Genomic DNA, 22,180 nt, shown 5'->3' with positions numbered 1-22,180 from the left:
CCGCGCGTTACAGTACAAATGAAAATGGTGATTTTACGGGATTCCGAGCCTTCCAGATGGAAACTGGTCTGGATTCGCGCCCGCAGTCGTTGTAACACCGCCCCGGAATAGGATTGAAGAGTCCTAAAGGTCACGCTGTTGCCGCATTTTCAAACCAGTGACGGTCTATCGCTGACTAACCAGAATACGGGAACTACAGATCAGAGCGTTGAAAGGAACCTGTTGATCATGTCCAGCACGAAGACAATCGCTGCCACATCGGCCATCGCTGGCGCGTTCGCCTTGCTTGCCTCCGCAACGATGCCTGCATCGGCGCAGCAGCCGCCGCAGGGTTGGTTCAAGGTCTGCTCGAAGCAGGAAGATAACGACATCTGCAACACGCAGAACATCATCACTGCCGATTCCGGCCAGTTGCTGACCGCCGTTAACCTCATCGAGATCAAGGGCAAGATCAATCGCAAGATTTTCCAGGTCACCGTGCCGATTGGCCGCCTGATTCCGGCTGGCGTTGGCATGCAGATCGACAACAACAAAGCGGTAAAGCTTGAATACGGCATCTGCTTCCCTGATCGCTGCATCGCAGAGGCACCGCTGAACGACGATCTGATCAAGGCTCTCCAGAAGGGCGGCAAGCTGACGCTGACCTCGGTCAATTATCAGAACAAGCCGAACCCGATCCCGGTTGCCCTGACCGGCTTCTCGCAGGCTCTCACCGGCCCGGCTCTGAAGCAGTCGGAACTGGAAGACCGCCAGAAGGAACTTCAGGACGCCGTCCAGAAGAAGCAGAAAGATTTCGAAGCCAAGATGAAGGCTGAACAGGAAAAAGCCAAGGGCGCTGCCAACTAATCGGCAAAACCATGGTCATAATAAAAGGGCGCTTTTCAGCGCCCTTTTTCTTTGAACTATCGCTTTTAAAGGTGAGGACAACTTAGTTCGCGTGCTGCGATTTCACCCGATAGGTGCCGTTGTCGAGTCGGTCGAAAATCTCGTCGATCTGCGGATGGCGCAAAGGCTCGTTGCTGACGTCGGGCAGCAGATTTTGCTCGGACACATAGGCCACATATTCGGATTCCGCATTTTCCGCGAAGAGATGATAGAAGGGTTGGTCACGCTGAGGACGTGCGTCCTCCGGTATGGACTCATACCATTCTTCCGTATTTGCGAATTCGGGGTCCACGTCGAAGATAACGCCTCTGAACGGGAACAGCCGGTGTTTCACCACCTGGCCGATTTGGAATTTCGCGTGTTTTATCTGTGTCATACCCATGAGATGTTATGTAGTTCACCGTCCGCCAAATTAAAGCGGGCGTGAAACATGAAGTTTTTGAGGGAAGCCTTTATTTGCTGGCGTTGTCGCGTCGACGGTCTGCCAGCTTGGGAAGTTTGGGGAGAAAATGCGTAAAGCCGCTGCCGGGGCGCAGGCCTTCCCGCATGAAGAATGACCGCAACGGCGCGAAGGATCGCAGCATTTCCAACCCGACGCCGCGCGCGATCTGCGCAGGTAGCATGGGCGACAGAAGCGAGCGGTTGAGCGCATCGACCGAGCCGGTTCGGGCCAGAATATCTGGACGGCGTGCGCGGTCATAAGCGCGGATCACACGATCAGAACCTGGATCGACAGAATCGCTTTCGATGGCCTTTACCAGCGTTTCCACGTCGCGTGTGCCGAGATTAAGCCCTTGTGCACCGATGGGTGGGAAAACATGGGCTGCTTCGCCAATCAGGATGGTTCGCTTGGCTGCAAATGCGTTTGGCACCAGCCCGGACAGAGGCCAGCCCTGCGGGCGCACGTCGATTTCGATCCGGCCGAGCATCGACTGCATCATCTCCTCGACCTGTGCGGCCAGAGCCTGATCGTCCAGCGTGAGCAAGGTTTCTGCGCGTTCCGGGTTCACCACCCACACAAGGCTCGAACGCTTGCCTTTCAGTGGAACCTGCGTGAACGGGCCGTGTTCGGTATGAAATTCTGTCGAGATGTTTTCGTGGCTGATGCTGTGGGCGAAGGACAAGACAACAGCGGTTTGTGGATAGTTCCAGCGGCGCGCGCGGATGCCTGCGGCTTCGCGTGCGCCGGAATTGCGCCCATCAGCGGCGACTAAAAGGCGGGCATGGAGCGTATCGCCACCCGCCAATGTCACCGTTACATGGTCGCCATTGGGGCGATATTCGATAGCCGACGCCGTGTTGCGCTCGATATTGGCGCTCTCGGCCACAGCTTCGGCAAGCTTCGCGTTGAGAACGGCATTGGGGATATTATAGCCAAATGCCTCTTCGCCGATTTCACCGGCGCGGAAGGTGACTGTCGGGCTGCGGACAAGGCGCTGCGTCGCATCGACAATGCGCATGGAGGCGAGCGGTGCGGCTTCCGGCTGGATGGACGACCAGACGCCGATCTGTTCGAGAAAACGGATGGCGGGCATCATCAGCGCCGTCGTGCGGCGGTCGCCCTTGTCCGTTTCGGGTCCCAGAAGGATGGTGCGATAGCCCTTCGCGCCAAGCGCAAGCGCGGCCATCATGCCAGCAGGGCCGCCACCGCTGATCACGATGTCAGTCATTGGCTTGTTCGCAACCAGATCGTTCATTCGCTTCATCCTTCGTCGGGACGTGTCGGCCAGAAGTGCAGCTATGAAGATGATTCTTCCGTGCCGTTCTCAAGCAGCACTTAGACCGAAATGCCGGCAAAGGCCATTCTTCCGTGGAATTAAGGCTGATTTGCCTCATGCCTTACTTGCTCTTTTGAGCTTATTCGGGGAAAGCTTCCACTAAGAACACGGCTTTTCTGGGATAGATCACGTCAGGATCCAACAGAACAGTTGGGGCGTCAGTTTGTTTGGTGTAAACGCCCACGATGAGCCTAAGGTAAGCCCAAGGTGAGCCAAGGCGAGATTTGAAATAAAATCGCTGTATCTTCTGCGGAAACTGCGCGGCGACAAAACGGAATGGCGAACAGCGTGAAAACCAAACTGACCGGAAAACTCAAAGCCAAGAAAGTCACCGCGCCGCAAGCCAAGGCGTTTTCTGTCCATTTGCTGACGGCATCGGGGTCGTTTCTGGCTTTTCTGTCCATCGTCGCGGCCAGCGACGGGCGATATACGGCGATGTGGTGGTGGCTTGGCCTCGCGCTGTTCGTAGATGGCATCGACGGGCCAATCGCGCGCAAGCTCGAAGTCAAATATGTGTTGCCCAACTGGTCGGGTGAACTGCTCGACAACATCATCGACTATGTCACCTACGTCCTGATCCCTGCTTTTGCCTTGTATCAGAGCGGCTTTATGGGGACGAACCTCTCCTTCATATCCGGCGCGATCATCGTCGTGTCGAGCGCGATCTATTATGCCGATACCGGCATGAAGACGAAGGAGAACTTCTTCAAGGGCTTCCCGGTGGTGTGGAACATGGTGGTCTTCACCCTGTTCATCGTCAGGCCGGGAGAATGGGTGGCGTTCGGCACCGTGGTTGCATCGGCGATCCTGTCCTTCCTGCCGATCAACTTCCTGCATCCGGTGCGCGTTGTGCGCCTGCGCCCGATCAATCTCACGGTGTTTCTGCTCTGGTGCGCCTTTGGTGCGATCGCGCTTTATTATACGCTGGATGCGCCGCTCTGGGTGCGCGTGGGCATTTCCGTGACCGGGCTCTATATCTATTTCATTGGCGCAGTGATGCAGTTCTTCCCCGGCCTTGGGCGCACCGCCGCCGTTATTGAGGCCGAGAAAGTTGCAGCTGCAAAAAAGAGCGGAGACGTATGATGATCAATGCCATTCGCGTTCATCAGACCGGCGGGCCTGAAGTTCTGAACTATGAGCAGATCGAAATCGGTGAGCCGGGGCCGGGTGAAGCGAAGGTTCGCCATGAAGCCGTCGGCCTCAATTTCATCGACGTTTATTTCCGCACGGGTCTCTACAAGGCAGCGCAAATGCCGTTCACGCCCGGCAATGAAGGTGCTGGCACGGTTATTGCCGTTGGTGCCGGTGTTGACAATGTGAAGGTGGGTGACCGCGTCGCTTATGTGGCAACGCCGGGTTCCTATGCCGACGAGCGCATTTTGCCTGCCGACCGTCTGGTGATCGTGCCGGAAAGCATTGATCTCAAAACTGCCGCTTCCATGATGCTGAAGGGCATGACGGCGCAATATCTGTTGCGGCGCACCTTCCGGGTTGAAGCCGGACAGACGATCCTTTTTCATGCGGCGGCTGGCGGTGTCGGCCTGATCGCAGGGCAGTGGGCCAAGCATCTTGGAGCAACGGTTATCGGCACAGCCGGATCGCCAGACAAGATCGCGCTTGCCAAGCAGCATGGCTATGACCATGTCATTAATTACCGCACGGAAAATTTCGCCGAAAGAGTGCGTGAACTGACCAATGGCGCAGGCGTGGACGTGGTTTACGACTCTGTCGGTCGCGATACCTATATGGGATCGCTGGACGTCCTGAAGCCGCTCGGCATGTTCGCCTGTTTCGGCCAGTCATCGGGTGTCATTCCGCCGTTTGATCTTGGGCTTCTGGCGCAGAAAGGGTCGCTCTTCGCAACCCGTCCGACATTGTTCAACTATGTCGCCAAGCGTTCCGACCTCGAAAAGACCGCAGCCGAGCTTTTCGACGTGGTGGGCAGCGGTGCGGTGAAGATAGAAATCAACCAGACCTATGCGCTCAAAGACGCCCGCAAGGCGCATGAGGAACTGGAAGCGCGCAAGACCACCGGAACCAGTATTTTACTCCCGTAATGTCGTCTGATTGACCTTGTTTTCGTGGCGCGGGTGAGGGGCGACCTATCGCCGATGTGCATATGTTAGGCAGAGCCTGCTTTTGCTCTTTTCAAGTGCAAAATTGCTGCTAAGGTCTTTCAAAAATACATTTGGGGAATAATGTCAGCCAATTTATCCGACCGGCCTCTTCTGGATGTCCGCCGGCTCACGAAACTATTTGGGCAGCTCAGAGCTTGCGATGGGGTTGATCTCACCATTGCCAAGGGCGAAATTCACGCGCTTCTGGGCGAGAACGGCGCTGGAAAATCCACTTTCGTTAAGATGCTGTTCGGTGCGCTGCAACCGCTTGAAGGCGAAATCGTCTGGAAGGGCCAGAGCGTCGTCATTGGCGAACCTGCCGCTGCAAGAACGCTCGGCATCGGCATGGTTTTTCAGCATTTTTCGCTTTTCGACTCGCTGACTGCCGCTGAAAATATCGCTCTCTCGCTGGATAGCGCTCTGTCGCTGTCCGATGTGGCAAAACGGGCCAGCGAAGTGGGCAAGACCTATGGCTTGCCGGTCGATCCGCAGGCCCATGTCGGCGACCTTTCGGTCGGCGAGCGCCAGCGCATCGAAATCGTGCGTTGTCTGTTGCAGGAACCGGACCTGATCATTCTGGACGAACCGACCTCGGTTCTGACGCCGCAGGAAGCCGACCGCCTGTTTGAAACACTGGAACGGCTGAAGGCTGAAGGCAAATCCATTCTCTATATCAGTCATCGTCTGGAAGAGGTGAAGCGGCTTTGCGACCGCGCAACGGTGTTGCGCCACGGTAAGGTGGTTGGGCATTGCGATCCACGCAAGGAAACGGCGGCGTCGCTCGCCCGCATGATGGTTGGCAACGACATCAAGGTGGTGGCGCGCAGCCCGATGGATGCTCCGGCGACGCGCGCCGAAGCGCTGTTTGAAATCAAGTCTTTGTCACAACCGCCACGGGGGCCGTTTTCCACAGCGCTTAAAGATATCTCGCTTTCGGTGGCCGCTGGCGAAGTCGTGGGGCTTGCGGGCGTTGCTGGCAATGGGCAGGGCGAATTCTTTGAAGCCATTTCCGGCGAGGTGCTGCAATCGGCTGCATCGACTGTACGTATTCGAGGCAAGGATGCAGGCAGGCTCGGCATCAGCGAACGGCGCATGATGGGGGCGGCCTTTGTGCCGGAAGAGCGGCTTGGCCACGGTGCGGTGCCGTCATTGTCACTGACCGACAATCTGTTTCTGTCGCGCTACAAGACCGATGCGAAAGCGTTCCTGCGCGGCGGCGCGTTAAAGTTGATCGCCGAAAGCGCACTGCATTCCGCTGCGCGACGCATTATTGAGCGGATGGATGTGCGCAAAAGCGCAGAAAACCCGCCAGCTTCGGCACTGTCCGGCGGCAATCTGCAAAAGTTCATCATTGGTCGTGAACTTGATCGTTCGCCATCGGTCATGGTCATCAACCAGCCGACATGGGGCGTCGATGCGGGTGCTGCGGCTCATATCCGGCAGGCCCTTGTGGACCTTGCGCGATCGGGCTCTGCCGTTCTTGTCATTAGCCAGGATCTCGATGAACTCTTCGAAATCAGTGACCGGATAGCGGTCATGAATCACGGTCAGCTTTCCGAGCCTATGCCTGTTGCCGAATTGACTCTTGAAAAGATCGGCCTGCTGATGGGCGGCATTTCCGGTGAAGCAGAGATGGGTGCGGCCTGATGCGGATCGAACTCGTCAAACGCCCCCAGCCGTCGAAGCTTTTCAGCGCCTTGTCGCCCTTGCTGGCTCTGGCGCTGACCTTCATTTTCGGCGGTCTCGCCTTCGCATTGATGGGCAAAGACCCGCTCAATGCGCTTTATGTGTTCTTTGTCGAACCTTTGTTCGATATCTGGTCGTGGCATGAATTGCTGGTCAAGGCCGCGCCGCTGATCCTGATCGCGGTGGGTCTGTGCGTCTGCTTCCTGTCGAACAACTGGAATATCGGTGCTGAAGGGCAATTCATCATGGGGGCCGTCACCGGTTCTATTCTGCCGGTGATGTTTCCCGACTTTCAGTCGTGGCTCGTGCTGCCGCTGATGATGCTGATGGGCATGGCGGGCGGTGCTGCCTATGCGTCGGTTCCGGCCTTTCTCAAGGTCCGCTTCAATACGAACGAGATTCTCACCAGCCTGATGCTGGTCTATGTGGCGCAACTCTTCCTCGACTGGCTGGTGCGCGGACCGTGGCGTAACCCGGAAGGCTATAACTTCCCGGAAACGCGCCAGTTTAATGACAGCGCTATTCTGCCGGAAATATGGAGTGAATCGGGACGCGCCCATTGGGGCTTCATTCTGGCGCTGATTGCCGCGCTATTGGTCTGGTTCCTGCTCAAGCACACGCTGAAGGGCTTCGAGGTCAAGGTCATCGGCCAAAGCCCGAGGGCAGGGCGCTTCGCGGGCTTCAGTTCCGGCAAACTAGTGTTTTTCGTCTTTGCCGTTTCAGGCGCGCTGGCCGGCCTTGCCGGTATTGCGGAAACATCTGGCGCTATCGGGCAGCTTCGTCCGGTCATTTCACCCGGCTACGGATTCACCGCAATCATCGTCGCGTTTCTCGGGCGTCTGAACCCGCTCGGCGCTATCGCTGCAGGCCTTGTGTTGGCGCTGTCCTATCTCGGCGGCGAGGCGGCGCAGGTTGCCATCGGCATTTCAGAAAAATCGGCGCGCGTGTTTCAGGGCATGATCCTGTTCTTTGTGCTGGCCTGTGATACGCTCATTCTCTACCGCATTCGTTTTGTCAGCGCACACAAAACGGGAAAGGCCTGATCCGATGGAACTGACACAGGCCATTCTTCTCACTATCGCCACCGCCGCAACACCGCTGCTGATCGCAGCCATTGGAGAATTGGTGGTTGAACGTTCGGGCGTTCTCAATCTGGGCGTCGAAGGCATGATGCTGATGGGCGCTGTTTCCGGCTTCGCAGCAGCGCAGCTCACCGGCTCGGCATGGCTCGGCCTATTGGCGGGCATAGCCGTTGGAACCCTGTTCTCGGCCATTTTCGGCTTCCTGACGCTTACTCTGGTCACCAATCAGGTGGCAACTGGTCTTGCTCTCACCATTCTGGGTATCGGCGCTTCAGCACTCTTGGGCGAAAGCTTTGTTGGTGTTCCGGGTGTCCGGCTCGATGCTATCTATATTCCCTATTTCACGGATATTCCTCTGGTTGGGCGGTTCCTGTTCGGGCAAGACCCGATCTTTTACTTCTCGCTCATGCTGGTTGCAGCAGTGACGTGGTTCCTGTTTCGCACGCGCGCGGGGCTCACCTTGCGCGCCATTGGCGACAGCCACGGTTCCGCCCATGCGCTTGGCGTGCATGTGGTGCGCACACGCTATCTGGCGGTGCTGTTCGGCGGTGCCTGCGCAGGCCTTGCGGGCGCGCAACTCTCGCTCGTCTATGTGCCGCAATGGGTGGAAAACATGACCGCCGGTCGCGGCTGGATCGCTTTGGCGCTCGTCGTTTTTGCGTCGTGGCGACCATGGCGGGTGCTGATCGGGGCTTATCTTTTTGGCGCTGTGACCATCGGCCAGCTGCATGCGCAGGCGCTTGGTTTCGGCCTGCCGTCGCAATTGCTTTCGGCGTTGCCCTATATCGCGACCATCGTGGTGCTGGTCATCATCTCGCGCAACAAGCGCCTGACGATGATGAACACGCCTGCGTCGCTCGGTAAGCCGTTCGTTCCGGACAGATAGGGGTTAAACGCGAACCGGTTCCCACGACAGGACGGTTTCGTTTTTATAGGGTGCAAACAAGGAGTGCAGGGACCATGAAAAAGACGCTTATGGCCATCGCCACCGCTGCCAGCTTTATGCTCGGCGGCGCGGCGCATGCAGAAGACAAACTCAAAGTGGGCTTCATCTATATCGGACCTCCGGGCGACTTCGGCTGGACCTATCAGCATGATCAGGCGCGCAAGGAACTGGTCGAAGCGCTGGGCGACAAGATCGAGACCACCTTTCTTGAAAACGTGCCGGAAGGTGCTGACGCCGAGCGTTCCATCGAACGTCTGGCGCGCGCTGGCAATCAGCTGATTTTCACGACCTCGTTCGGCTATATGGACCCGACCGTCAAGGTCGCCAAGAAGTTCCCGAAGGTGAAGTTCGAGCATGCGACCGGCTATAAGACCGCCGACAACATGTCAGCCTATAATGCGCGCTTCTATGAAGGCCGTTATGTGCAGGGCGTGATCGCCGCCAAGATGTCGACCAAGGGCGTTGCCGGTTACATCGCCTCAGTGCCGGTTCCGGAAGTCGTGCAGGGCATCAATGCCTTTATGCTCGGCGCACAGTCGATCAATCCTGAATTCAAGGTCAAGGTAATCTGGGTCAATTCCTGGTTCGATCCGGGCAAGGAAGCTGATGCCGCCAAGGCTCTGATCGATCAGGGCGTGGACATCATCACCCAGCACACCGATTCCACCGCTGCCATTCAGGTGGCGCATGATCGCGGCATCAAGGCTTTTGGTCAGGCTTCGGACATGATCAAGTTCGCCCCCGACACGCAGCTTACGGCAGTCGTGGACGAATGGGGTCCATACTATATCGACCGCACCAAGGCTGTTCTCGACGGCAGCTGGAAGAGCCAGAATGTCTGGTGGGGCATGAAGGAAGGCCTCGTCAAGATGGCGCCTTACACCAACATGCCGGATGACGTGAAGAAACTGGCCGAGGAAACCGAAGCCAAGATCAAGTCTGGCGAACTGAAGCCTTTCACCGGCCCGATCAAGAAGCAGGACGGTTCGGAATGGCTGAAGGCTGGCGAACAGGCCGACGACAAGACCCTGCTTGGCCTGAATTTCTATGTCGCTGGCGTGGACGACAAGCTCCCGCAGTAAGCATAGTTCACAGGCAAAAAAAGAAGGGCGCCTCAAGCGCCCTTTTTCTTTTTTATAAGCTTTTTTACAGAGCTTTCTTAAAGCGACAGTTTAAGGCCTTCATGACTGTCGGTGAAACCAAGCGACTGATAAAAACGCAGCGCATCGGAACGGGATTTGTCCGTGGTGAGCTGCACCAGCCCGCAGCCCCGTTCGCGGCATTTCTCGATAGCCCATTCGATCATCTGACGACCAATGCCGCCGCCGCGAATATCGCTCGCTATGCGCACACTTTCGATCTGGCCGCGCCATTGGCCCAGGCGGGACAGGCCCGGAATGAAGCTCAGCTGCATGCAGCCAATGATCCGCCCGTCATGCTCGACCACGGCCAGAAACTGGTTCGGATCGGCGTCGATGGCTGCGAAGGCATTCAGATATTCGTCGCGCAATGGCAGACTGGCGTCTTCGCGCTTTGCGCCAAGCCCGTCATCGGCAAGCATGGCGACGATAGCCGCCACATCTGCCGATGTTGCTTTTCTGATGGCAATGGCAGCCGGAGCCACCATCAGACCGCGATGCCATGCAGATCGTAGGCGTCGCTCGCTTCGATCTTTACAGTCACAATGTCGCCGACGCGCAGCGGTCGGCGCGACTGGATATGCACGCTGCCGTCGATTTCGGGTGCGTCATAGCGGGTGCGGCCCTTGGCAACGGTGCCGTTTGCCTCGTCAATAATGACCGGCAGACGCTTGCCGACTTTCTTCTTGAGAAGATTGGTGGATATCTGCTGTTGCTTAGCCATGAAACGATGCCAGCGGGCTTCCTTGATTTCTTCCGGCACCTGCTCAAGACCAAGATCATTGGCCTTTGCACCCTTGACCGGCTCATATTTGAAGCAGCCCGCGCGTTCGATCTTGGCTTCGTCGAGCCAGTCGAGCAGCAGCTGGAAATCCTCTTCCGTTTCACCCGGATAGCCGACGATAAAGGTCGAGCGTACCGCCAGATCAGGGCAGGTTTCACGCCATGCCTGAATGCGGCGCGAGGTCTTTTCCTGATGGGCTGGGCGGCGCATGTTTTTCAGAACCGCAGGCGAAGCATGCTGGAACGGAATATCGAGGTAAGGCAGAATTTTGCCCTCCGCCATCAGCGGAATGACTTCGTCGACATGCGGGTAGGGGTAGACATAGTGCATGCGCACCCAGACGCCCATGTCGCCCAGTTCGCGCGAAAGGTCGAGGAATTTTGTGCGGACCGTACGGTCCTGCCACATGGCTTCCTGATACTTGATGTCGAGGCCGTAGGCGCTCGTATCCTGAGAGATAACAAGGATTTCCTTGACCCCGGCGCTCACCAGCTTCTCGGCCTCGCGCAGCACCTGATCGATCGGGCGCGAGACGAGATCGCCGCGCAGCGCCGGAATGATGCAGAAAGAGCAGCGGTTCGAGCAGCCCTCGGAAATCTTCAGATAGGCATAATGGCGCGGCGTGAGCTTCACACCCTGCGGCGGCACCAGATCGACGAACGGATCATGCGCGGGCGGGGCAGCTTCGTGCACGGCACTCATGACGCTTTCATAGGCCTGTGGGCCGGTGATGGCGAGAACATTCGGGTGACGTTCGCGGATGACCTCCGGTTCGGCACCGAGGCAGCCGGTGACGATCACCTTGCCGTTTTCGTTGAGAGCGAGGCCGATGGCATCAAGCGACTCATCGCGGGCAGAATCGAGAAAGCCGCAGGTGTTGACGATCACCAGATCGGCGCCGTCATGCTTGCGGGAGATTTCATAGCCTTCCGAGCGGAGGCTGGTGATGATGCGTTCGGAATCAACCAGCGCCTTCGGGCAGCCAAGTGAAACGAAACTGACGCGCGGTGCGCTCATTGGGGGAAACCTTGCAAATTTCGGAAATTGCGCGCGCAATACCACGACCAAGGGGCCAAGGTAAAGCTTGGATGCCGGGTAGTGTTGCCGCAGCCAGGGCCGCAGCATCGAAAAGCGGCGGGTTGTTATAGGCAATAAAAAAACCGGGACTCGAGGTCCCGGTTTCATAACATCCTGTGAAACAGGCTTATTCGGCAGCGTCGGCGGGAGCAGCGTTCAGCAGGCCGTAGCGTTCTTCACCGATCTTGGACAGCAGGTCGAGCTGGGTTTCGAGGAAGTCGATATGACCTTCTTCATCCGCCAGAAGCTCGTCGAAAAGCTGCTTGGAAACGTAGTCGCCGAGTTCGTCGCAGATTTCGCGCGACTTCTTGTAGGAAGCACGAGCGTCATATTCACCGGCAAGATCGGCTTCCAGAACTTCCTTGACGTTCTGGCCGATGCGCAGCGGTGCGAGAGTCTGCAGGTTTGGGTGACCTTCGAGGAAGATGATGCGGTCGATGATCTTGTCAGCGTGATGCATCTCTTCGATGGATTCTTCACGCTCTTTCTTGGCAAGACGCGTGAAACCCCAGTCGTTCAGCAGGCGGTAGTGCAGCCAATACTGGTTGACGGCGCCGAGCTCGAGAAACAGAGCCTCGTTAAGCCGCTCGATGACCTTTGGTTCGCCTTTCATTCCATGAACTCCCGAATTTGTCGCGTAGAGAACGTACACGATCCATGAACTGGATAACGTTTTCGTCCATTTGGTTGTGACGAAGATGATACTCTTCAGTCACCCTTATGATCGTTTCTACGACGTTTGGGAAGCAGCCGCAGCAGCGGCCGCGCTTGGACATGGCATTATAGACGGTGCCGGGGACGATAAGCTGCCAGCAGTCCTGATCGAGAAGTTCGATCACAACTGCTTCGATATCTTTATCTGTGATGACGTTACAGCTGCAAACTAGCATGAGATGGATACTCCCATGCCGTTTTGGCAGTAAAAACCCGACGCGGAATGCGAAAAACGGAGGAAGTTTACCTGATTGCCCGGTACTTCTACTTCAAGATCGCTGCTGGAAACGCGCAGCGTTATTTTACTGGTGGCGCAAGGCCAAGATGAACCGGACAATGGTTCCTCCAATTGCAAGGGTTAAAGGCCCGAACATTAAAGGTCTATTTCGACGGTCTGTTAAACTCGCCAAACTAGGTCAGGTTATGGCTGGCGAGCGGGGTATCTGTCAAATTCTATGTTTTTGAAATGTTCTAAAAAACAATAACTTAGAATCATTCTAAATATGAGTTAACTACCCATGTTTAAACACTAATTGTCTGTTAAAATGCTCTATCGGGAAGGGCGTTGAAGCGATGCCGATAGAGGCTGTGCCATTTCGCCGCACCCATGTGGAAAAGGTGGGCGTGGCAATGGCTTGAAGCGTAATCCGATGGCTTTTTCGAATTTGACGTTTGAAACAGCTTATGTGTCAGCCGGGATTAAAACGCCAAATTCAATCCACTAGGCGCCTTCGACGGCACTGAAGCCTTCAAACTGCGGTGGTCCGAGATAGAGAGGCTTGTTGGTTCCGGCATTGCGATGCGCTTCGCGGAACTGTTCCGACTTGGTCCAGAAGACAAAGTCTTCGCGGCTGCGCCAGACCGTATGGGAAGCATAGAGCGTATAGCCTTCTTCCTCATTGGTTGCGCCGCGCAGCAGGTGGAACGTTTCAAAGCCCGGCAAATCGGAAAGCGTGGAATCGCGGTTTTTCCAGACGGCTTCGAAATCGGCTTCGCTGCCGACGCGCACCTTGAAGCGATTCATGGCTATGAACATGGCTCATCCTTTTCCATTAGGTTTGGACTGGCTTTAGATCGACTATATGGGTTTTCGGGCCGGCATGGCCAGAAAACTGAATTCGAATTTCAGGCGCGTGCGGGGTCAAGGCCGCACGCGCCGCGTCGCATCTCGGGATCAGAAGGCCACAGCCGCGGTCAGAAGGTGGGCCAGTCTTCACAGATGCGACGGTTAAAACGGGCGATCAGGCGCCCGCCATGGTCAGAACTGGAACTGTGTCGCCACGAGGAACGTACGACCCTGACCGGAGCCTGATGTGCTCAGGAATGGCGTATAGCTCTTGTCGAACAGGTTATTGACCTTCAAAGTCAGATCGACGTTCTCGGTGAACTTGTAATTGGCGAACACATCCACGAGGCCATAGCTGTCGGACTGGGTAACGCCGGTGTAACCGACGGTATCGCCGCCCGAAACATAGGAGTAGCGACCGCCAACCGTCAGCTTGCGCTCGAGGAAGCGTGCGCCGCCGCTGACGGAGAAGACATCATCCGGCATGTACTGACCTGCACCGAGACCTGGGGTCTGCGCCGGAAGTTCCGACTTCGAGTGGGTATATGTAATGCCGCCGAAGGCCATGCCTGCGTCATACATCGCTTCGAGTTCGAAGCCGCGCACCTGCGAAGTGCCGTCGACATTGACGAACTGGTACTTGCGATAGGTCGGGTTGAACGTGGACGTGATGTAGTCCTCGACATCCATGTCGTAATAATCGGCCTTCAGACGCAGCAAGTCTCCAGCAAGAAACAGATCGTCTTTCTTGAGGTTTACGCCGATTTCCCAACCCTTCTGGGTTTCAGGCGATAGGGTCGGATTCGGCAGGAAGCTGACGCTTGTCGAGCCGGGATGGTTGCCGCCCAACATGGTTTCCTGCAGCGTTGGCGAACGCATGCTCTGGGAATAGGTCACGTATGGCTGCAACCAGTCGGTCGCGTTGATCGCCAGCGTGATTTTCGGATCGAGGCGCTGCTTGGAAATATCGACGTCGTAGAGGCCGCCGTCACCGAAATTGGCAAGGCCGGTATCGGCGCTGCCAGAAGTGTTGAAGAAGTCGTAGCGCAGGCCGGCGATCAGGTCGACAATGCCGTAGCTGAAGGTGGTTTCGGAGAAGACTGCGCCGTTGCTGCTGCGTCCGTCGACTGGATTGACGCCGGAATTGTCGCCCGAAATGTTGTCGCGGAAATATTCGACGCCGTAGTTCCACTTGACGCCCACTTCGCCGACATTGAAGCGCGATGTGTTCGAAATATCGAAGCCATAGCCCTTGTCGGTGATGCCACGGCCTGTCGCGCTGCCCGGAAGGCCCGTGGACAGGCTGTTGTAATAGGTCATGTCGAGGCGATTGTAGTAAGCGTTGACATGCAGGTCGATCAGGTCGTTATCCGACGGATTGTAGGTGTAATTCGCCGTGAACGTCTTGTTCTTGACGTTCTGATCGTAGGAATTGGCACCAAAATCGTTGTTGTAAAAAACACCGCCAAGCGCCAGCTTGTGATCTTCGCCGAAGCCGAACTCGGTTTTGACGAGCCCGGAGGTCAGTTCCTGACCGGTATCCGGCTGTTCAACGCCATCGCCATTCTTGTAATTGTTGGAATCGCGGCGGCTGATGGCTGCGGCAACGCCCATCGAATTGACGCGCGCACCGGCGGCCAGCATTTCAGAGAAACCGACGCCGTTGCTGCCCCACGAGGCGCGTCCGAGAACACCATATTGCTGGCCCTGACGGACGATGTCATCCACGCCGAGCGTGCGGAAATTGACGCTGCCTGCGAGCCCGCCGCCGCCGGTGCCGGTCACTGCGCCGCGCGAAATGTCGATATCGGCGAGAAGGTTCGGATCGACATAGGTGAAGCCCTGCGCCTCATGGCCGGTGAAGCGGAAGTTCTGACGAACGCCATCGACCATCATGTTGACGCGTCCAGAACCTTCGAAGCCGCGAATATTGACGGCCACGCCCGGCTGGGAGCCGTTCATGCGGGTGAAGACGCCCGGCTTGTCGCGTAGCACATCGTCCAGCTTCACATCGCCGTTGCGGCGAAGCTCTTCGCTGGAAACAGTGCTGACGGCGGCGGGCGTGTTGTAGGTCGCATCACCCCTGGCGCCATCGCCCCGGATGGTGATCGTCTTTAGCGTGACGTCGTTTTCGCCTTCGGCTGCTTTTTGCTCCTGCGCCCATGACTGCGATGCCATCGCGACAAGAATGACTGCGAGCCCGCTGCTCGCCAGGAATGAACGCTTGTGTACCCCACCAGTCGCCCGCATTGCTGTATTTCCTCTGCGCAAATGTGCTCCCCCGCCGACCTGAGACACGGCAGGAAGCCCTGAGAATTCAATTGTTTAGAATGCTTCCAATATGGAGGCAGCTCTGCTGGCTGGCGAAGACGAATTCTTCGTGGCTTGCGCTGGAAGGGCGAGATTTAAACTTGACTCGATTAATCCAGTAATGCAGTGATTAGTAAACATGACTAGTGATGTCAACAAATCAATTTCGCGATGAACAGGCGGATATGGTTTTGTGAAAACGGGGCTTCCGAGCGGAGCTTTCAAGTCAACGTCAGGGCGATAAAATGAACAGGCGTATTCATATCGACATGCAAGTGCGTTTGCCCCGCGGGCACGCCGCCGACCGTTCTGCCAATCGCATGATCGACGGTCCGGCAGGCGACAATACTGGCGACCGAACGGGGCGTTCGGTTGAGCGCACCGCGCCGCCGATTCGCGCGACCCTGAAAGAAGCGCAGATCAAAATTTATGGCAGCCGCGAACTTTTCGACGGCTCCCGCGAGGTAGGGATAGAGCATGGCGGATCGCTCTATCGCCTCAAGATTACCCGCCAAGGCAAGCTCATTTTGAACAAGTAGGCACGACACACATGACGCAACATTCCAAGCCCTCCCCAGAGCAGATTCTTCAGGCACGGGCGGACAACCCGAAGGCGCGTGAACGCGATTTCGCGCAGAGCCTCGGTATTTCAGAAGCTGATTTCGTTGCTGCCCATTGTGGCCTCGGCGACGATGCCGCCATTTCGGCCCGCCGCATTCGCGTGGATGTCGAGACATTGCTTAAGCGCGCATCGACCCTTGGCGAAGTGATGGCGCTGACGCGCAACGAAAGTGTCGTGCACGAAAAGATCGGACCGTTCGAAAAGGCCGTTTGGGGCCCGCATGCGTCGATCGTGCTGGGCAAGCAGATTGATCTGCGTATTTTCCCGAAGCATTGGGTGCATGGTTTTGCGGTTCGCAAAAAGGACGGCGAGGAACTGCGCCGCAGCCTGCAATTCTTCGATGCCTCCGGTGAGGCCGTTCACAAGATTCACCTGCGCCCGGCATCCGATGTTGAAGCCTATGAGGCGCTTGTCACCGAACTTCTGCTTGATGATCAGTCGGGTTCTATCGAAACGACCGCGATTGCGCCGAAAGGTGCAAATGCCAATGTCGCGCTTGTCGATACCGATGCCTTCCGCGAGCGCTGGAGCGCTTTGACCGATGTGCATCAGTTCATGGGGCTGCTGAAGGATTTTGGCGTTGACCGCCATCAGGCCATGCATCTTGCCGGACAGGATTTCGCTTGGCGTGTTGATCTTTCATCCGTGGAAGCGATGATGAACCACGCTGTGCAGCAACAGCTGCCGATCATGTGCTTTGTCGGCAATCGCGGCTGCATCCAGATCCATACCGGCCCGATCCATGAGATCAAGATGATGGGCCCATGGCTCAATGTGCTTGATCCGACCTTCCACATGCATCTGCGTCTCGATCACATTGCCGATGCCTGGGTCGTGCGCAAGCCGACCAAGGACGGTCATGTGACTTCGCTGGAAGCTTACGACGCCAATGGCGAACTGATCGTGCAGTTCTTCGGTGAGCGTCACGAGGGTGAGGCGGAATTGGCCGACTGGCGCATGATTGCTGAAAACCTGCCGCGTCTTCCCCGGTCGACCGCTGCATAGGACGCGCATCATGTCTGTCATTTCAGCACGTTTCATGCGCGTTGGGGCTGTCGCCGCTTTGGCTTGGTCATTGGCAACCGGCATTGCCGGTGCCGATACCGTCGAGCGTTTTGCCGATACGTCCCGCATTGTTTCCGTCGGCGGGCCGCTGACGGAGATCATCTACGCGCTTGGCGCGGAAAAGATGCTTGTCGCACGCGACCAGACCAGCACCTATCCAGCGGAATCGAAGGCTCTGCCAGATGTCGGCTACATGCGCCAGCTGGCGCCCGAAGGGGTGCTGTCGGTCAACCCGACCGGCATCTTGCTCATTCAGGGCAGCGGGCCGCAGGACACGCTGGAGGTCTTGAAGAAGGCCTCGGTGCCGATGGTCATCGTGCCGGAAGATTATACCGGCAAAAGCGTCATTGCGAAGATCGAAGCTGTCGGCAAGGCGCTTGGCCTCGAAGACAAAGCCAGGGCGCTGGCGGATAGCGTTGCGAGCGATCTTCAGGCTGCTGAAAAGGCCGCCGCTGCGCATGAGCAACGCAAGCGCGTGCTGTTCGTTTTGAACGGCGCTAGTGGGCGTCTGATGGCGTCTGGAACGGGTACGGCGGCTGACGGCATGATCAAGCTTGCAGGGGGTGTGAACGTCATCACTGGATATCCCGGTTACAAGCAGCTGACCGATGAAGCCATCGGCAAGGCCGCACCGGATATGGTTTTGATGATGAACAACGGTGGTGACGGTGTCGGTCCGGATGAACTTTTGAAGAACCCGGCCATTGCAAGCACACCTGCGGGCCGCAACAAAAATGTCGTCGCCATGGACGCGCTTTATCTGCTGGGCTTTGGCCCGCGCACCGGTGCTGCCATTCGTGAATTGTCGGCAAAACTCTATGGTGCGCCAGCAGCGCAATAATCGGATCACGCATCCGACATGAGGAATAAGCAAATGACCAGCCAAGGCCGTGTGGCAGGCGGAGAGCCCTTCACCATGCGTCATCGAGCCGGAGACAGTCGGAAGAACGCCGGCTCAAACAGCGCAAAGGTCGGGGATCGCACGCAACGCGCGCGCATGGTGCTGGTCGTGCTGGCGGTTGTCCTCTGCCTGACAGCTTTGTTCAGCCTCACGGCAGGGGCTTCGGATGCTTCGCTTCTCACGCTGCTGCGCGGGTTTGCTGGCGGCGAGGGCGCGGAAACCTTCCAGCGTGATCATCTGATTATTATGGAAATCCGCCTGCCGCGCATTATCCTCGGCATGTTGATCGGTGCGGGGCTTGCCGTGTCTGGTGCCGTCATGCAGGGCCTGTTCCGCAATCCGCTTGCCGATCCGGGTCTGGTGGGCGTGGCCTCGGGCGCCAGTCTTGGTGCGGTGTCGATGATCGTATTGGGCGGCACCGTTCTGGCGCCTGTTATCGCCGTTCTCGGCATCTACGCGCTGCCATTGGCTGCCTTCTTCGGCGGCCTTGCCACAACCTTGTTGCTCTACCGGGTTGCGACCCGACGCGGGCGCACCTCTGTTGCCACCATGCTTTTGGCGGGCATCGCGCTTGGCGCGCTGGCGGGGGCTGCGACCGGCGTTCTGGTCTACATGGCCGACGACCGGCAGTTGCGCGATCTGACCTTCTGGGGTCTTGGTTCGCTTGCGGGTGCGACCTGGAGCAAGATCGTCGCTGCCGGACCCATTATCGCCGTGGTGCTGATTGCAGCGCCAATGCTGGCGCGCGGTCTCAACGCTCTGGCATTGGGCGAAGCCGCCGCCGGACATCTCGGCATTCAGGTGCAGCGCATCAAGAATGTCGCCATCGTTACCGTGGCTGCGGCCACTGGCGCGACCGTGGCGGTAGCGGGCGGCATTGGCTTTATCGGTATCGTGGTGCCGCATATGCTGCGTCTCAGCATCGGCCCGGATCACCGCTATCTTCTGCCTGCGTCGGCTCTGCTGGGTGCCATACTGCTGTTGCTGGCCGATGCGGTCAGCCGCACCATCGTTGCACCGGCGGAATTGCCCATCGGCATCATCACCGCCATGTGCGGCGCGCCGTTCTTCCTCTGGATATTGCTGCGCCAGCGCGGCCTTCTTGATCTGTGAAACTGTCATGATTGAAACCAAGGCACTCAGTGTTCGTCTCTCGGGCAAGTCGATTATCGAGAACATCGATTTTACGGCGCGCGCTGGAGAGGTGACGGCAATCGTCGGTCCCAACGGATCGGGCAAGACGACGCTTTTGCGCGCTCTTTCCGGCGATGTGCCCTTTACAGGCGGTGCCTTTCTGGACGGGCGGTCATTTAAGGATATCAAGCCATGGGAAATGGCGGCGCGTCGCGCGGTGCTGCCGCAGGCGAGCGCCTTGTCCTTTCCGTTCACGGTACGCGAGATCGTCGGCCTTGGTTTGACAGGCGGCTATAGCGGCCTGTCGCGCGATCTGGAAACTGGCTTGCCCGACCTCGCCTTGCAGCGGGTGGACCTTGGCGGCTTCGGCGGCAGGCTCTATCAGGAACTTTCCGGCGGCGAGCAACAAAGGGTGCAACTCGCCCGCGTGCTTTGCCAGGTCTGGAGGCCCGTGGTCGATGGCTCCGCGCGTTATCTTTTTCTGGATGAGCCGATTTCGAGCCTCGATATCCGGCACCAGATCGTTGTGATGGAGATCGCGCGGGATTTTGCCGCTGAAGGCGGCGGCGTGATCGCCATTCTGCACGATCTCAATCTGACGGCCATGTTCGCCGACCGGATCGCGGTGATGTGTCAGGGCAGGCTCGACACAATCGGCTCCCCGCAGGAGGCGCTGACCGATGAACGGCTGGAACGGGTTTATGAATGCGCGCTGCGGGTAGGGGTGCCGCCTGCGCGTGGTGTGCCCTTCGTGCTGCCGCAATCGGCCTATCGCGCCGCCGCTGAGTAACCTCAACGCATTAAAAAAGGTCCGGTTTTCACCGGACCTTTTGCTTCTCACGCTGTCGCAGGATTAGCTCGCGACGCGCTGTTCTTCCATTTCATCGAGACCGAGCAGGGCGCGTACATTCGGGCGGGCTTTTACGAGGTCTGAAATGCTGTATTTCATCAAGACGCCGAAGAAGGCGTTCAGCGCTTCACGCAGCGCTGAGTTAAGGGCGCAGCTATCGACCAGTGGGCACTCGGTCGCATCGTTTTCAAAACATTCCGCCATGGCGAAATTTTCTTCGGTGACGCGCACGACATCGAACAGGCTGATATCGTTGGCCGCACGGCCAAGGCGCACGCCGCCATTGCGACCGCGCACGGTTTCTACCAGCCCGTTTTCCACGAGCGGCTGCAAAATCTTGAAAAGAAAAAGCTCCGAAACGCTGTAAGCGCGAGCAATTTCCGGAATGCGGCTCAGCTTGCCTTCATTCGCGGCACAGTACATGAGTATCCGAACGGCATAATTCGTCTGGCGAGTAAGGCGCATGACAGTTCCTTTCAGCACGTCCAGAGCATTTTCAAACCCGACCAAGTCAGGTCGGAAAATGCCCTCGCTCTTTGTATCCTGGTTCCAAAATCTGGACCGAAATTTCGGTTGAACTCCACAAAGCCGCGCCGAGAACACTCTCAGCTCATGGCATTTTCATGGAAACCGGATTTCCTTGATGGCCCAGTTTAGAATCATTCTTAATATATACGAGGTCTTTCACCACATTTAAAGTGGAAAAAACGAGTCGTATTTTTCTGATTGCGAGCCCTCCTGTGCCCGGCTTGCATTTCACTGGCAAACGTCGATCCACTCGGCGGTTACCAATGCGGCCATCCTGTCAGGCGCAATACGAACCGCGCTGTTGGTTGCCCCCGCTGCCGGAACCACTTCCTCGAATGCTTTCAGCGAGACATCGCAATAGACGGGAAGCGCGCTCGGCAAGCCGAAGGGGCACACGCCGCCGACTGGATGGCTGGTTTCGGCCAGTACGGTGTCGGCGTCCAGCATACGCGGCTTGGTGCCGAAGCGATCCTTGAACTTGCGATTGTCGATACGCGCATCGCCGCGTGTGACAACAAGAATTGTCTGGTCCTTGGTCGAGAAGGAAAGCGTCTTTGCGATCTGGCCAGGTTCCACGCCGTGCGCTTCTGCAGCCAGAGCTACGGTCGCGGTGCTGGTCGGCAATTCGATGACTTCGACTTCGGGCGCCTTGTCAGCAAAAAATGCCTTTACGGATTCCAGACTCATGGCTTCCCTTTATGATGATAATTAAACTCAAGTTTATGTCTCATCAACGATGAGAGCAACCCTAGAACTGTTATAATTTTGGTGGAATTGGTCAATTGAATAATAATTGCCGATAAACGACGAAATGCAGACCGGATGGACAGCATGATGTGGCGCAGATGCTATTTTTTCCCGCACGGACTTGTTTTGAACACATTGGCCACCTATATCGCTCCCATCGGCAAAGCTTAAGAGCGCTGGACGCGTCTGTTGCTCGCTATTGCCGCCATCGTTTAATGCTTTTGACCACGGATGTACTGGCACTGGTAGGAAAGCGATGGATCAGGAAGGTCGGTGCGTTTTCGCCCCGGCCTTTTTTGTTTTCCGGCGAAGTTGCGGTTCCCCTGAGAGATCGTACAGAACGGTCGCGATCAAGTTGACGCGGCGATAAAAGCTGCTAAGAAGTCACCCGTTGAGTGATTGGTTCGCAAATCGGTGATTTGCTGCTTTTCCCGCTGAGGGAAAAGAAGACATTACAATCACTTGGAGGGGTGGCCGAGCGGTTTAAGGCACCGGTCTTGAAAACCGGCGTGCAGGAGACTGTACCGTGGGTTCGAATCCCACCCCCTCCGCCATTATTTCCCTTTTTGTTTTCGATGGTGCCGTCAAAACCGGCGACGGTTTTGGCTTTCCAAGCCTGCGCTTGGCGTGATCGATCGTTCTCAATATATAGAATATTATACTTTATTAAATATACAATAATAAGAAAATCATTTAAATAGTTTGAATTTATAATTTAACTTATCAAGTTTATACCTATTAAATTACAA

The 22,180-nt window shown here is 57.0% G+C and carries 22 protein-coding genes and 1 tRNA gene; 13 read left to right on the top strand and 10 right to left on the bottom strand.

The genetic code is table 11. The features are described from left to right. The first annotated feature begins 228 nt into the window (after positions 1–228). Positions 229–846, top strand: coding sequence for an invasion associated locus B family protein (locus ABWW11_RS19330; protein ID WP_109367528.1), 618 nt, complete (start codon positions 229–231; stop codon positions 844–846). A gap of 82 nt (positions 847–928) precedes the next feature. Here the strand turns inward: ABWW11_RS19330 and hspQ are convergent, their stop codons facing one another. Both hspQ and ABWW11_RS19320 read right to left on the bottom strand, forming a co-directional pair. Then, on the bottom strand, positions 929–1,267 hold the full coding sequence (gene hspQ / locus ABWW11_RS19325) for a heat shock protein HspQ (protein ID WP_109367527.1): 339 nt from the start codon (positions 1,265–1,267) through the stop codon (positions 929–931). Between the two features lie 70 nt (positions 1,268–1,337). Continuing rightward, positions 1,338–2,582, bottom strand: coding sequence for a UbiH/UbiF family hydroxylase (locus ABWW11_RS19320; protein WP_109367526.1), 1,245 nt, complete (start codon positions 2,580–2,582; stop codon positions 1,338–1,340). Between the two features lie 357 nt (positions 2,583–2,939). Here ABWW11_RS19320 and pcsA point away from each other — a divergent pair, with 357 nt between their 5' ends. From pcsA to ABWW11_RS19290, 6 genes are all read left to right on the top strand, one after another. Then, positions 2,940–3,746 carry a phosphatidylcholine synthase gene (gene pcsA, locus ABWW11_RS19315; protein ID WP_109367525.1) on the top strand — a complete coding sequence of 269 codons (807 nt, stop codon included), beginning with the start codon at positions 2,940–2,942 and terminating at the stop codon, positions 3,744–3,746. Further along, complete coding sequence (locus tag ABWW11_RS19310) at positions 3,746–4,720, top strand: quinone oxidoreductase family protein (RefSeq protein WP_109367524.1); 975 nt, start codon at positions 3,746–3,748, stop codon at positions 4,718–4,720. Before pcsA ends, ABWW11_RS19310 begins: the two co-directional genes overlap by 1 nt. Before the next feature lie 141 nt (positions 4,721–4,861). Then, a complete protein-coding gene (locus ABWW11_RS19305; RefSeq protein WP_109367523.1) occupies positions 4,862–6,427 on the top strand; it encodes an ABC transporter ATP-binding protein in 1,566 nt (521 codons plus the stop codon). Beyond that, positions 6,427–7,509 (top strand): ABC transporter permease, encoded by a 1,083-nt coding sequence (locus ABWW11_RS19300; RefSeq protein WP_109367522.1) that lies wholly within the window; start codon positions 6,427–6,429, stop codon positions 7,507–7,509. Before ABWW11_RS19305 ends, ABWW11_RS19300 begins: the two co-directional genes overlap by 1 nt. 4 nt (positions 7,510–7,513) lie before the next feature. Next, complete coding sequence (locus tag ABWW11_RS19295; protein ID WP_109367521.1) at positions 7,514–8,434, top strand: ABC transporter permease; 921 nt, start codon at positions 7,514–7,516, stop codon at positions 8,432–8,434. 74 nt (positions 8,435–8,508) lie between these two features. Beyond that, positions 8,509–9,576: a BMP family ABC transporter substrate-binding protein gene (locus ABWW11_RS19290; RefSeq protein ID WP_121539622.1), complete on the top strand. Its 1,068-nt coding sequence runs from the start codon at positions 8,509–8,511 to the stop codon at positions 9,574–9,576. Positions 9,577–9,653: 77 nt separating this feature from the next. On the opposite strand, the gene ABWW11_RS19285 is transcribed toward ABWW11_RS19290, so the two are convergent. The 6 genes from ABWW11_RS19285 to ABWW11_RS19260 all read right to left on the bottom strand — a co-directional run bounded on the left by ABWW11_RS19285 (position 9,654) and on the right by ABWW11_RS19260 (position 15,524). Then, positions 9,654–10,121, bottom strand: a complete 468-nt coding sequence (locus ABWW11_RS19285; RefSeq protein ID WP_109367519.1) for a GNAT family N-acetyltransferase — start codon at positions 10,119–10,121, stop codon at positions 9,654–9,656. Next, entirely contained in the window at positions 10,121–11,434 is a 1,314-nt protein-coding gene (gene rimO / locus ABWW11_RS19280; protein ID WP_121538809.1) for a 30S ribosomal protein S12 methylthiotransferase RimO, read from the bottom strand. The genes ABWW11_RS19285 and rimO overlap by 1 nt, the downstream gene beginning before the upstream one ends. Before the next feature lie 187 nt (positions 11,435–11,621). Then, positions 11,622–12,107, bottom strand: a complete 486-nt coding sequence (bfr, locus tag ABWW11_RS19275) for a bacterioferritin (RefSeq protein WP_109367517.1) — start codon at positions 12,105–12,107, stop codon at positions 11,622–11,624. Beyond that, positions 12,073–12,384, bottom strand: coding sequence for a (2Fe-2S)-binding protein (locus ABWW11_RS19270; RefSeq protein WP_109367516.1), 312 nt, complete (start codon positions 12,382–12,384; stop codon positions 12,073–12,075). The genes bfr and ABWW11_RS19270 overlap by 35 nt, the downstream gene beginning before the upstream one ends. Before the next feature lie 545 nt (positions 12,385–12,929). Then, positions 12,930–13,244, bottom strand: coding sequence for a heme-degrading protein HmuQ (hmuQ, locus tag ABWW11_RS19265; protein WP_109367515.1), 315 nt, complete (start codon positions 13,242–13,244; stop codon positions 12,930–12,932). A gap of 222 nt (positions 13,245–13,466) precedes the next feature. Further along, on the bottom strand, positions 13,467–15,524 hold the full coding sequence (locus tag ABWW11_RS19260; RefSeq protein WP_109367514.1) for a TonB-dependent receptor domain-containing protein: 2,058 nt from the start codon (positions 15,522–15,524) through the stop codon (positions 13,467–13,469). Positions 15,525–15,904: 380 nt separating this feature from the next. On the opposite strand from ABWW11_RS19260, the gene hemP reads away from it, so the two are divergent. The 5 genes from hemP to ABWW11_RS19235 all read left to right on the top strand — a co-directional run bounded on the left by hemP (position 15,905) and on the right by ABWW11_RS19235 (position 20,096). Continuing rightward, on the top strand, positions 15,905–16,123 hold the full coding sequence (hemP, locus tag ABWW11_RS19255) for a hemin uptake protein HemP (protein ID WP_109368004.1): 219 nt from the start codon (positions 15,905–15,907) through the stop codon (positions 16,121–16,123). An 11-nt stretch (positions 16,124–16,134) separates the two neighbouring features. Continuing rightward, a complete protein-coding gene (locus ABWW11_RS19250; protein ID WP_109367513.1) occupies positions 16,135–17,211 on the top strand; it encodes a hemin-degrading factor in 1,077 nt (358 codons plus the stop codon). 10 nt (positions 17,212–17,221) lie between these two features. Next, positions 17,222–18,112: a heme/hemin ABC transporter substrate-binding protein gene (locus ABWW11_RS19245; RefSeq protein WP_109367512.1), complete on the top strand. Its 891-nt coding sequence runs from the start codon at positions 17,222–17,224 to the stop codon at positions 18,110–18,112. 75 nt (positions 18,113–18,187) lie between these two features. Continuing rightward, positions 18,188–19,285, top strand: coding sequence for a FecCD family ABC transporter permease (locus tag ABWW11_RS19240; RefSeq protein WP_235858992.1), 1,098 nt, complete (start codon positions 18,188–18,190; stop codon positions 19,283–19,285). Between the two features lie 7 nt (positions 19,286–19,292). Beyond that, positions 19,293–20,096, top strand: a complete 804-nt coding sequence (locus tag ABWW11_RS19235; RefSeq protein ID WP_109367510.1) for a heme ABC transporter ATP-binding protein — start codon at positions 19,293–19,295, stop codon at positions 20,094–20,096. 63 nt (positions 20,097–20,159) lie between these two features. Here the strand turns inward: ABWW11_RS19235 and rirA are convergent, their stop codons facing one another. Both rirA and ABWW11_RS19225 read right to left on the bottom strand, forming a co-directional pair. Beyond that, on the bottom strand, positions 20,160–20,621 hold the full coding sequence (rirA, locus tag ABWW11_RS19230; protein WP_109367509.1) for an iron-responsive transcriptional regulator RirA: 462 nt from the start codon (positions 20,619–20,621) through the stop codon (positions 20,160–20,162). A gap of 291 nt (positions 20,622–20,912) precedes the next feature. After that, positions 20,913–21,371: a YbaK/EbsC family protein gene (locus tag ABWW11_RS19225; protein ID WP_121538813.1), complete on the bottom strand. Its 459-nt coding sequence runs from the start codon at positions 21,369–21,371 to the stop codon at positions 20,913–20,915. Between the two features lie 524 nt (positions 21,372–21,895). On the opposite strand from ABWW11_RS19225, the gene ABWW11_RS19220 reads away from it, so the two are divergent. Further along, a tRNA-Ser gene (locus ABWW11_RS19220) sits at positions 21,896–21,985 on the top strand. The last annotated feature ends 195 nt before the right edge of the window (positions 21,986–22,180 follow it).

This window comes from Brucella sp. NBRC 113783 (assembly GCF_040372265.1).
Classification (GTDB): Bacteria; Pseudomonadota; Alphaproteobacteria; order Rhizobiales; family Rhizobiaceae; genus Brucella; species Brucella teleogrylli.
Note: the sequence above shows the minus strand (reverse complement) of the source record. Positions and strands in the feature narration are given on the sequence as shown.